Genomic DNA, 11239 nt, shown 5'->3' on the forward strand with positions numbered 1-11239 from the left:
ACGGGCGGCACGAATCCGTTCTTCTCGCCGGATGGAAGGTGGGTCGGCTTCAGCTCGGGCAGCCGACTGATGAAGGTGGCGCTCGCCGGCGGGCCCGCGCTGCCGATCTGCGACATCGACGGCGGCTTCTGGGGCGCGAGCTGGGGCGACGGCGACACGATCGTGTTCGCCGACGGCCGCGGCCTGATGCGCGTTCCCGCCGCCGGCGGGCTGCCGGTACCGGTCGCGGCTCCCGATTCCGGCTCCCGGGAATCGTACCGGTGGCCCGAGTTCCTGCCGGCTGGCAGGGCCGTGCTCTTCGCGATCACCACCGGCTCGACGGACCGGCTGGCCGCCGTGACCATGGCGAGCCGTGTGGTGAAGCGATTCGACGTGTTCGGCGGGAATCCCCACTATGTGACGAGCGGATACGTCGTCGTCGCCTCGATCGATTCGAGCACCACGCTCAGCACGGGCAACGTCGTTGCACTCCCCTTCGACGCCGGGCGACTGGAAGTGACGGCGGCACCTATGCCGGTCGCGGAAAGCGTTCAGGTGGGCCCGAACAGCCGCACCGCCAAGATGGGCGTTTCTCGCGACGGGTCGCTCGCGTTCGCGGCCGGCGCCGCGGGCCGTGGAACGCTGGTGCTCGTCGGCATCGACGGCAGCGTGCGGGATCTCGGGACCGCGACGCACAACTTCAACGCTCCGAGCCTGTCGCCCGACGGACGTCACATCGCGGTGACGGTGGAAGAGGCCGGATCCGCCGACATCTGGGTGTTCGACCGGTCGCAGCGGATCCTGACGCGGCTCACTTTCGACCGGTCCGCCCAGCGGCCGATCTGGACGCCCGACGGCCGACGCGTCGTCTATTCGCGCCGGGGCAACGGGGTCGACCTGGCGTGGATCGCGGCGGACGGCAGTGGTCCGGCCGAATCGCTGCTCGTTGCTCCGGCTGACCAGTGGGCGGGGACCTTCACGCCGGACGGACGGACGCTCGTCTTCCGCGCGGGCCGCGGGGTGGGAGGGGACAAGCGCTACCTCGGCCACGTGCGCCTCGATGGGGAACGCTCGCCGCAAGAATTGCTCCGCAGCCGGGCATTCGACAACCATTCGCCGGCCTTGTCGCCCGACGGCCACTGGCTCGCGTACGCCTCGGACGAGTCCGGCCGCGCGGAGGTGTACGTGCGGCCGTTCCCGGGACCGGGCGGCCGTGCGCAGGTGTCGAACGGCGGCGGCACGGAGCCGCGCTGGTCGCCCTCGGGGCGCGAGATCTTCTACCGCAACGGAAACGCGATGATGCAGGCGAGCGTGCGGACGCAGCCCGGCTTCGCGGTCGGCGACGTGCGCCAGCTGTTCACCGGCCCGTTCGTTCAGGGCGCCATCTATACCAACTACGATGTCTGGCGCGATGGCCGGTCCTTCGTGATGGTCCGCCCGGATCAGACCGGCGGCCAGACAATAATGGTGGTGCTCAACTGGTTCGCGAATCTCGCCCGCTCGGGGGGACGCGTGAGCGGCGCGGCGCGGTGAGTGACGCGACCGATGGCGGCCGGCCCCGCGAGTTTGGCCCTTGAGTGACGTGCCGGGACGGTTCTCTTCGGCCCTGTCCGATCGTTACGCCATTGAGCGCGAGCTCGGCGCGGGCGGCATGGCCACCGTCTATCTCGCCAAAGACCTCAAGCACGACCGCCAGGTGGCGCTCAAAGTGCTGCGGCCGGAGCTGGCCGCGATGCTCGGGGGCGAGCGGTTCCTCAAGGAGATCCACCTCACCGCCAACCTTCGGCACCCCCACATCCTGCCGCTCTACGACTCGGGCGAGGCCGGGGGATTCCTCTATTACGTGATGCCGTTCGTGGCGGGCGAGTCGCTGCGCGACCGCCTGACGCGCGAAAAGCAGCTGCCCCTCGACGAGGCGCTCGAGATCGCGCGCGAGGTGGCCGACGCCCTGGGCTACGCGCATGCGCACGGCGTGATCCACCGGGACATAAAGCCGGAGAACGTCCTGCTCGAGAGCGGGCACGCGGTGGTGGCCGACTTCGGCATCGCCCGGGCGATCACGGCGGCCGGCGGCGAAACCCTGACGCAGACGGGGATGGCCGTCGGCACGCCGGCCTACATGAGCCCCGAGCAGGCGTCCGGCGAGCGTGCCCTGGACGGCCGCAGCGATCTGTACACCCTGGGCTGCATGCTGTACGAGATGCTGGCGGGGCAGCCCCCGTTCACCGGGCCGACGGTCGAGAGCGTGGTGCATCAGCACCTCGTCGTCGAGGCGCCCGCCATCACCAACCTCCGGCCGTCTGTTCCCGCGCCGCTCGCGGCGGCGCTGGCGCGGACCCTGGCCAAGAACCCCGCGGACCGGTTCGCCACCGCGGAGCAGTTCCTCGCGGCGCTGGGGCGGCGGGCCGAGCCCGCGCCTCCACCGGCGGCGGCGGTGCCTGCGCCTCGGAGCAGCCGCCGGGGCTTGCTGGCGGCCGCCGCGGTGGTCGTAGCCGTAGCGTTAGGCGGCATCTGGTTCCGCGGACGGGGCGGGGCGGTGGATCGCGGTCCCGCCGCTGTGACGCTCCGGCAGGTCACCTTCTCGCGGGATGTCGAGGAGTACCCGGCGCTCTCGGCCGATGGCCGGGTCCTGGTGTTCAGCCGCAACGTCGACGGCCGCCGCCAGCTGTTCCGGCTCGACCTGGCGGGCGGAGCGGAAACGCGGCTCACGCAGGGCGAGTACGACAACATCCAGGCGGCGTGGATGCCGGACGGCCGGGCGATCCTGTTCGTAAGGGCCAACAGCCCGCGCGTCCGTCTCGAGCCCGGCGACGTGTTCGGGGTGTTCGTCGGCGGCGACATCTGGCGGCGCGACCTGGAGAGCGGCGCGGAGGAGAAGCTGGTCGAGGATGCCTTCAATCCCGCGGTCGCGCCCGACGGCGCGCGCATCGCCTTCGACGCGACCCGCTCGGGGTCCCGGCGCATCTGGGTCGCGGACGAGCGGGGGCGCAACGCCCAGCAGCTGTCGCTCGACAGCTCGGAGGCGGTGGCGCACGTGCTGCCGCGCTGGTCGCCCGACGGGAAACGCCTCGTCTTCCAGTACATCGATCACACCAGGTTCGACATCCGGGTCATCGACGCTGCCACCCGCGCGACCCTCACCGTGACCGACGACAACTTCCTCGACGCCAACCCGGTCTGGGAGGCGTCGGGGCGCGGGATCTACTTCTCCTCGTACCGTGCCGGCGGTATCAACGTCTGGCGCGTGCCGGTATCGGCCGAGGGCCGGCCGGCCGGCCCGCCGGAGCAGATCACCACCGGTGCCGGCCAGGACGTACAGCTTACCGTTCCCGCGGCCGGCGACGGCCTCGCCTTCACCGTGCTCCAGCTCAACGCCGACTTGTGGCGTCTGCCCGTTGACCCCGGCTCCGGCCGGCCGCGCGGCGTTCCGGAGCCGGTGGTCGTGACCACCCGCGAGGACAGCCGCGGCGCGTGGTCGCCCAACGGGCAACTGGTCGCGTTCAATTCCGATCGCGGCGGCGACATGAACATCTGGATCCACTCCATGGCGGACGGCACCGACCGGCAGATCACCCGCGGTCCCGGCGGCGACTACCAGCCGCGGTGGTCGCCCGACGGGCGGAAGCTCGCCTTCTTCTCGGCCCGCGGCGGGAACGCGGATATCTGGGTCGTGGACGTGGACGGCGGAACGCCAACCAGGCTCACCACCAGCGCCTGGCTGGACATCAATCCGTCGTTCTCTCCCGACGGCGCCCTGATCGCTTTCCAGTCGGACCGCGAAGGACGCATGGAGATCTGGCTGATGAATGCCGACGGGTCGGCGCAGCGCCAGCTGAGTCACGTCGGCGCCACCGGGCACTTCGAGGTGTGGGATGCCGGCGGCCGGTCGCTGCTCTTCCACCCCGCGACGATCCCGGCCGCGCGGTTGTCCGTGGCCGATGGCGGCACCGAGCCGCTGGATGTGCGCGGTGGCAGTCACATGTCGTTCGGGCCGGGTGGTACGCTGATCGCCGACGTGATCGGACATCGCCAGCTGTGGGTCTCGCCGCTTGGCGCGGCGCCGTACGCCACCTTCGCCTTCGATGACTCAGACGTCCGCATCGACTATCCGGTGTGGTCTCCCGACGGGCGCTGGATCCTCTTCGACCGGCTGAAGCCCGAAGGGGGCGACATCTGGCTCCTCGAGGCGTCGTCCCCGCGCCACTGAAGTCCTGCGCCGGGCAAGGGCGGCGACGCTAGCCGGGTATCGCCGCGGCCCGTATCTTGGTCGGCACTCCGTCCAGGACATTGAGATGAGCGACGCCATCACCCGTCTCGGCGCCACGCTGGAAGGGCGCTACGCCATCGAGCGCGAGCTCGGCGCGGGCGGCATGGCCACCGTCTACCTCGCGCACGACGTCCGGCACAACCGGAAGGTCGCGCTCAAGGTGCTGCGCCCGGAGCTGGCCGCCATCCTGGGCGGCGAGCGGTTCCTCAAGGAGATCCAGCTCACCGCCAACCTGCAGCACCCGCACATCCTGCCGCTGCACGATTCGGGCGAGGCCGAGGGCGTCGTCTACTACGTGATGCCGTACGTGGAAGGCGAATCGCTGCGCGACCGGCTCGTCAAGGAGAAGCAGCTGCCGGTGGACGACGCGGTGCGCATCGCGACGGAGGTCGCGAGCGCCCTGGACTACGCGCACCGTCACGGGGTGGTGCACCGCGACATCAAACCGGAGAACATCCTGCTGCACGACGGGAGCGCGCTGGTCGCCGATTTCGGCATCGCCCTGGCGGTGAGCAGCGCCGGCGGCGGCACCAGGATGACCGAGACGGGGATGAGCCTCGGCACGCCGCACTACATGGCGCCCGAGCAGGCGATGGGGGAGCGCGAGATTACGCCCAAGGCCGACGTGTACGCGCTGGGCTGCGTGCTCTACGAGATGCTGACGGGAGAGCCGCCGTTCACGGGGCCGACGGCGCAAGCGATCATCGCGCGGGTGATGACGGAGCAGCCGCGCTCGCTCATCTTGCAGCGCCACACCATCCCGCCGCACCTCGAGGCCGTGGTGAAGAGGGCGCTGGAGAAGCTCCCCGCCGACCGGTTCGCCTCGGCCGCGCAGTTCGTCTTGGCGCTCACCCACCCCGGCAGCATCCCGCTCCCGCCCGCCGCGACGGGTGCGATCACCAGTCCCGGCGCCGCCGTTCCGGCGCGGCGCGTGGGGCGCCGCGTGTCGCGCATCGCCGGCGCCGGGGCCCTTCTGGTGCTCGCGGCCGCGGGCGGCGCGGGACTCTGGAAGTGGCTCGGCCCGCAGCCGGTGTTCCCAGGCCGCCCGGTGGTCCGCTTCGGCATCCTGCTCCCGCGCGAGTCGGAGCCGGTGGGCGCGACCGGATCCACGATCGCGTTCTCGCCCGACGGGTCGCGGATCGCGTACGTGGGCCGGGCGCAGGCGGGCCAGCGGTTGTACGTGCGCGGTCTCGATCAGCTCGACCCGGTGCCGATCCCGGGCTCGGACGGAGGCATCCTTCCGTTCTTCTCCGCCGACGGGCAGTGGATCGGGTTCAGGCAGGGGAACCGGCTGGTGAAGGTGGCGCTGGCGGGTGGACCGGTGCTGCCGTTGTGCGACGTGGTCGGCGCCACGTTTGGCGCGACTTGGAGCCGTGGGGACACCATCATCTTTGCGTCGGACTCCGGGTTGCTCGACGTCCCGGCCGCCGGTGGCAGCGCGCGCATAGTGGTGAAGCCGGACAGCGGGGAGGGGTTCCGGTGGCCGGATGTCCTGCCGGATGGTCGCGCCGTGCTGTTCACCGTGTTCGTGGGAGGGACGGTCAAGCTCGCCACGCTAGACAGGCGCACCGGTGCAGTGGAGCGCCTCCAGCAGCCGGGTGCCTACCCGCGCTACGTGACGGCGGGATTCGTCGTGCTGTCGGACCCGTCCGGCATCATTTCGGCGGTCCCGTTCGACGCGCGGAGGCTCGAGGTGACCGGTGCCGCGATGCCCCTGGCCGACAAGGTGCCGACCTTCGTGGACGGTGACCGCAATCTGGGCGTTTCGAGCTCCGGAGACTTCGCGTATCAGGCCTCGGTCACGGCGGGCAGCCGGCTGGTGCTCGTGGACCGCAGCGGTTCCGCGCGCGACGCCGGCTCCGACACCGGCTATTACTTTGCGCCGCGCCTCTCGCCCGACGGCAAGCGCGTGGCGGTAACGCGCTTCGCCGACGCCAACTTTTCCTCCCAGGACGTGTGGGTCGTGGACCTCGTCCAGCGCACCCGCACGCGGCTGACGTTCGATACCACGGCAGGGGTGCCGGTGTGGACGCCGGACGGCCGGCGCATCGCGTACGCGAGGCGACCGGGCGGCATCAGCAGCTTCGCCAGCCAGATCTATTGGGTGCCCGCCGACGGGAGCGGGACGCCGGAGTCGCTGGTCGTGGCCGCCGGTTCGTGGTCGCCCGTGACCTTCGAGCCCGGAGGTCGCGGTCTCGTCTATCAGGGACGGGCCACGGAGGCGTCTAGGGGGGAGATCTGGCAGCTGGGCCTCGCCGGCGCCGCGACCCCACGCCAGGTGCTTGCCAGCGCGTTCAACAACAACGCTCCCTCGTTGTCGCCCGACGGCCGGTGGATGGCGTACGTGTCCAACGAGTCGGGGCGCGCCGAAGTGTACGTCCGGCCCTACCCCGGGCCCGGCGGACGGTGGCAGGTGTCGCTGGACGGCGGGACGGAGCCGGTATGGTCCCCCGTGGGGCGCGAGATCTTCTACCGCGATGCCGACAGGATGATGGCGGCGACGGTGCGCACTGAGGGCGGGTTCGAGGTCGGAAGCCGGACGCAGCTGTTCGCGGGAACGTACGAAGGGTTCGGGTTCATCCGCGCCTACGACGTCACCCGTGACGGCCAGACGTTCGTCATGTTCCAGCGCGTGCAGGGGGCGGAGCAGTCGGTCTTCGTCACGCTGAACTGGTTCGACCGGTTCCGCGCCGGACCGCGCGGACGTGGCGGCAGGTAGTTAGGCGGTCTTCCGCTTCGACTTCAACAGCTTGATCTTCGTCGTCTTGACGGCCGCCGCCGGCCTCGCCGCCCGCTCGGCCCGCCTGGTGGGTTTCCGGTCGGCCGCCGCGCCCGCCCTTGTCCCGCCCTTCGCCAGCGACGCCTTGAGCGCTTCCATGAGGTCGATGATCTGCGTCTCCGGCGCCTCCGTCGGCTCGGCCGTGATCTCATGGCCCTCGACCTTGCGCTGGATCTGCTCCAGCATCCGCTTGCGCACGTTGTCCTCGTACGTCTTGGGGCGGAATTCGTCCGACTTCCCCTGGTCGATGAGCTGCATTGCAAGTGCCAGCTCGGCGGGCTTGACGTCGCCCTCGGGAAGCGGGACTTCCTTCATGGAGCGCACCTCGTCGGCGTAGTGCAGCGTCTCCATCACCAGGCCGCCGTCCGCCGGCCTCAGCATGACGAGGTACTGCTTGCCGCGCGCCGCCCACTGGCCGACCGCCGCGCGCCCCGTCTTCTTGAGCGCCGACGCGAGCAGCTTGTAGGCGCGCTCGCCGCCCTTGCTCGGGCCGAGGAAGTAGGCCTTGTCGAAGTACAGGCGGTCCACCTGGTCGGCGGGCACGAACTCGGCGACGTCGATGGAGCCCGTGGACTTCTCCTCGAGCGCCTTGATCTCGTCGGGCGTGAAGGTCACGTACTGGCCTTTCGAGAACTCGTACCCCTTGATCATCTCGTCCTTCTCGACCTTCTCGCCGGTCTTCGAATCCACGTACTGCTGCTTGCAGCGCGCACCGGTCTTCTTGTTTATCCAGTTGAAGGAAACCGACGCCGCCGACTCGCTGGCGGAATAGAGCTGGATCGGGACCGAGACGAGCCCGAAGGAGATGGTAGCGGAGCCGATTGGACGTGCGCTCATAAGAATTGCTATCATATGGACTTAAACCCATGCCCGCAACTAGGAAATCGCCCCCTGACGCGCTAAGCGCTTACCGCGCAAAGCGTTCCGCCGACCGGACGCCGGAACCTTTCGGCGCAGCGCCGACGCCGTCAGGCGGCCTCTTTGTGGTCCACATGCACGCCGCCACGCGCCTCCACTACGACCTGCGCCTCGAGATGGACGGCGTTCTGTGGTCGTGGGCGGTGCCCAAAGGGCCGTCGAAGAACCCCGCCGACAAGCGCCTCGCCGTCCACGTCGAGGACCACCCGCTCGAGTACGGGGACTTCGAGGGCCTGATCCCCGAAGGCAACTACGGTGCGGGCGCCGTGATCGTCTGGGACCGCGGCCAGTGGGTGCCGCTGGAGGACCCGCACGCCGGGCTCGAGAAGGGCAAGCTCTTATTCGACCTTCGCGGCCACAAGCTCAAAGGCCGCTGGACGCTGGTGAAGATCAAGAAGGGCGTGAAGGAGTGGCTGCTCATCAAGGAGCGGGATGCGCTGGTCTCGCTGAACGGTGATGACTTTCCGTCGGGCTCGGTGCTCTCGGGGCTGACGGTCGAGGACCTGAAGACCCGGAAGGACCCATCCGAGCCGATCCGCGGCGAGTTGATGAGGCTCAAGGCTCCGCGTCGCGCGGTGCGGGCCAAGGACGTCTCGCCCATGCTCGCGGAGACGCGTGAGAGGCCGTTCACGAAGAAAGGCTGGCTGTTCGAGCTGAAGATGGATGGCTACCGAATCATCGCGGCGCGCGATGGCGGGGAGGCGAAGCTCATCAGCCGCAACGGCCACGACCTCACCGCCACCTTCCCCGAAGTGGCGCGCGCCGTCTCGGCGCTGCCGTACGACGGCCTGGTGATGGACGGCGAGGTGGTCTGCCACGACGCGGCCGGCCTGCCGAGTTTCGGGCGGCTCCAGCAGCGCGGCCGGCTGACCCGCGCGGCGGACGTACGCCGAGCCGCGGTCGAGCTGCCGGCCACGCTCTATCTCTTCGATCTCGTGGCGGCGGAGGGCTTCGACCTGCGCGGCCTCCCACTCACGGCCCGCAAGGCGGTGCTCCGCCGCATCGTCCCCGCGGCGGGCGCGCTCAAGTACCTCGATCACTTCGAGACGCGGGGCGAGGATCTCTACGCGCACGTGGAACGCATGGGTCTCGAGGGCATCGTCGCGAAGAAGGCCGACTCCCCTTACCGCTCCCGGCGCTCAGCGGAGTGGCTGAAGATCCGCGCCGACCGCACCGACGACTTCGTGGTGGTCGGTTTCACCCGGCCGAAAGGGTCGCGCAGCGGATTCGGCGCGCTGCACCTGGCGCAGTACGACGGCGGGGCGCTCACCTACGCCGGCCGGGTGGGCAGCGGCTTCGACGCCAAGCAACTCGACGAAGTGGGGAAGGCGCTGGAGAAAGCGAGGCGGCCCAGGCCGCCGTGCGAAGGGCCGGTGCCGAGGGACAAGGAGAGCGTGTGGGTCGAGCCCGAGCTGGTGTGCGAGGTGCGGTTCAAGGAGTTCACCGAGGACGGGTTGTTGAGGCAGCCGGTGTTCCTGAGGTGGAGGGAGGATAAGCCGAAGGAAGAGTGTGTGAAGCGGGGAGCGGGGAGCGGGGAGCGGTACCTTTCGGTGCCCGATGCGGCGCACCGCGAGCCGCGACGGGCATCTACAGGTACCGCTCCCCGCTCCCGGCTCCCCCAATTCACCAACCTCGACAAAGTCTTCTGGCCCGCCGAGCGCTACACCAAGGGCGACCTGGTCGAATACTACCGGGCCATCACGCCGTGGCTGCTGCCGTATCTCGAGGACCGGCCGGTGGTGCTGACCCGCTATCCCGACGGGATCGACGGAAAGTCCTTCTTCCAGAAGGATGCTCCGGAGTACGCCCACGACTACGTCCGCACGGTGCGGATGTGGAGCGGCGAGTCGCAGCGCGAGCTGAACTACTTCGTGGCGGAAACGCCGGAATCGCTCCTCTACATCGCGAACATGGGCGCGATCCCGCTGCACATCTGGGGGAGCCGCGTCGCCACGCTCGAGACCCCGGACTGGTGCATCCTCGATCTCGATCCCAAGGACGCGCCGTTCGCGCACGTCGTCACGATCGCGAAGATGATCCGCGGGCTGTGCGACGAGATCGAGTTGCCGTGCTTCATCAAGACCAGCGGCTCCACCGGGCTCCACGTGTTGATCCCGGTGGGGCGCCAGTGCACCTACGAGCAGACCCGGACGCTGGGCGGCCTGCTCGCGCGGCTGGTGGCCGCGGAGCTACCCGACATAGCCACGGTCACGCGCCTGCCGTCGAAGCGCGAGGGAAAGGTGTACGTGGACTTCGTCCAGAACGGCCATGGGCGGCTGCTCGCGGCGCCATTCAGCGTTAGGCCGCTCCCCGGCGCGCCGGTCTCGATGCCGCTCCTCTGGAGCGAGGTGGGGCCCAAGCTCGACATGCACAAGTACACGATCAAGACGGCGCCGAAACGCATGGAGAAACTCGGAGAGGACCCGCTGGGTTCGGTGCTCGACCTCACGCCGGACCTTCCTCACGCGCTGGCGCGCCTGCAGGCGCGGTTCGAAAAGCGAAAGCCGAAGCAGTGAACAATCTCCTCGCGCTGCCCGAGGGAGCGAGAGCGCTCTACGTGCTCGCGCACGGTGCCGGCGCGGGGATGCGCCACCCGTTCCTGGAGGCGATCGCCCAGGCGCTCGAGTCGCACCGTGTCGGCACGCTGCGCTACGAGTTCCCATACATGGAGAAGAAGAGCCGGCGTCCCGACGCCCCCGCCGTGGCGGCCGCGCGCGCGCGCGAGGCGGTGGAGGAAGCGGCGCGCGTGGCGCCGGGCGTGCCGCTCATCGCGGGCGGGAAGTCGTTCGGCGGACGGATGACGTCCACGGCGCAGGCGGAGAAGCCGCTACCGGGCGTGCGCGGGCTGGCGTTCCTGGGTTTCCCGCTGCACCCGCCTGGCAAGCCGGGGATCGAGCGGGCGGCGCACCTCGAGCGGGTGGGCGTGCCGATGCTGTTCCTTCAGGGCACGCGGGACGATTTCGCGAGACTCGACCTGCTGCGACCGGTCGTTGAAGGACTCGGCCCGAGCGCCGCGCTGCACCTGGTCGAGGGCGGGGACCATTCCTTCAAGGTGCCGAAGCGGCCGCCCGCCGACGTGATCGGCGAGCTGGCCGGTGCGGTCCGCGCCTGGGTGGAGCGGCTCTAGAACTCGGCGCGGAAGAGCGGCATCGAGAGCGCCGGCCGGTAGATGGGACGCAGGCGCCCCTCCGCGAACTTCACCACCGTAGGACTGATGCCGGGTACGCCGAGCAGCACCCGACCATCCTCGATCCGCAGCAGCGCCGCCTCGCCCGGTCGGCCGGGCGCCGCCGGCG

At 70.1% G+C, this 11239-nt stretch carries 6 protein-coding genes; 5 read left to right on the forward strand and 1 reads right to left on the reverse strand.

All coding sequences use genetic code 11. From position 1 onward, the window contains the following. From Q8Q85_16275 to Q8Q85_16285, 3 genes are all read left to right on the forward strand, one after another. The coding region (locus Q8Q85_16275) for a hypothetical protein (protein ID MDP3775816.1) at window positions 1–1512 on the forward strand (1512 nt) is incomplete at its 5' end. Window positions 1513–1561: 49 nt separating this feature from the next. Then, the gene (locus Q8Q85_16280; GenBank protein MDP3775817.1) at window positions 1562–4186 is read left to right on the forward strand and encodes a protein kinase; all 2625 of its coding nucleotides are present in this window, start codon (window positions 1562–1564) and stop codon (window positions 4184–4186) included. 85 nt (window positions 4187–4271) lie between these two features. Further along, a complete protein-coding gene (locus tag Q8Q85_16285) occupies window positions 4272–6965 on the forward strand; it encodes a protein kinase (GenBank protein MDP3775818.1) in 2694 nt (897 codons plus the stop codon). On the opposite strand, the gene Q8Q85_16290 is transcribed toward Q8Q85_16285, so the two are convergent. Further along, the gene (locus Q8Q85_16290; protein ID MDP3775819.1) at window positions 6966–7862 is read right to left on the reverse strand and encodes a Ku protein; all 897 of its coding nucleotides are present in this window, start codon (window positions 7860–7862) and stop codon (window positions 6966–6968) included. It lies immediately after the preceding gene. A 29-nt stretch (window positions 7863–7891) separates the two neighbouring features. Here Q8Q85_16290 and ligD point away from each other — a divergent pair, with 29 nt between their 5' ends. Next, a complete protein-coding gene (gene ligD, locus Q8Q85_16295; GenBank protein ID MDP3775820.1) occupies window positions 7892–10459 on the forward strand; it encodes a DNA ligase D in 2568 nt (855 codons plus the stop codon). Then, entirely contained in the window at window positions 10456–11070 is a 615-nt protein-coding gene (locus tag Q8Q85_16300; protein ID MDP3775821.1) for a hypothetical protein, read from the forward strand. The genes ligD and Q8Q85_16300 overlap by 4 nt, the downstream gene beginning before the upstream one ends. Window positions 11071–11239: the final 169 nt, after the last annotated feature.

The organism is Gemmatimonadales bacterium (assembly GCA_030697825.1).
In the GTDB taxonomy this organism is placed as follows: domain Bacteria; phylum Gemmatimonadota; class Gemmatimonadetes; order Gemmatimonadales; family JACORV01; genus JACORV01.

Bases quoted from the DNA above. Each gene is read 5' to 3' on its own strand.
- Q8Q85_16285 (MDP3775818.1), top strand. From the start codon at position 4,272: ATGAGCGACGCCATCACCCGTCTCGGCGCCACGCTGGAAGGGCGCTAC.
- ligD (MDP3775820.1), top strand. From the start codon at position 7,892: ATGCCCGCAACTAGGAAATCGCCCCCTGACGCGCTAAGCGCTTACCGC.
- Q8Q85_16290 (MDP3775819.1), bottom strand. From the start codon at position 7,862: ATGAGCGCACGTCCAATCGGCTCCGCTACCATCTCCTTCGGGCTCGTC.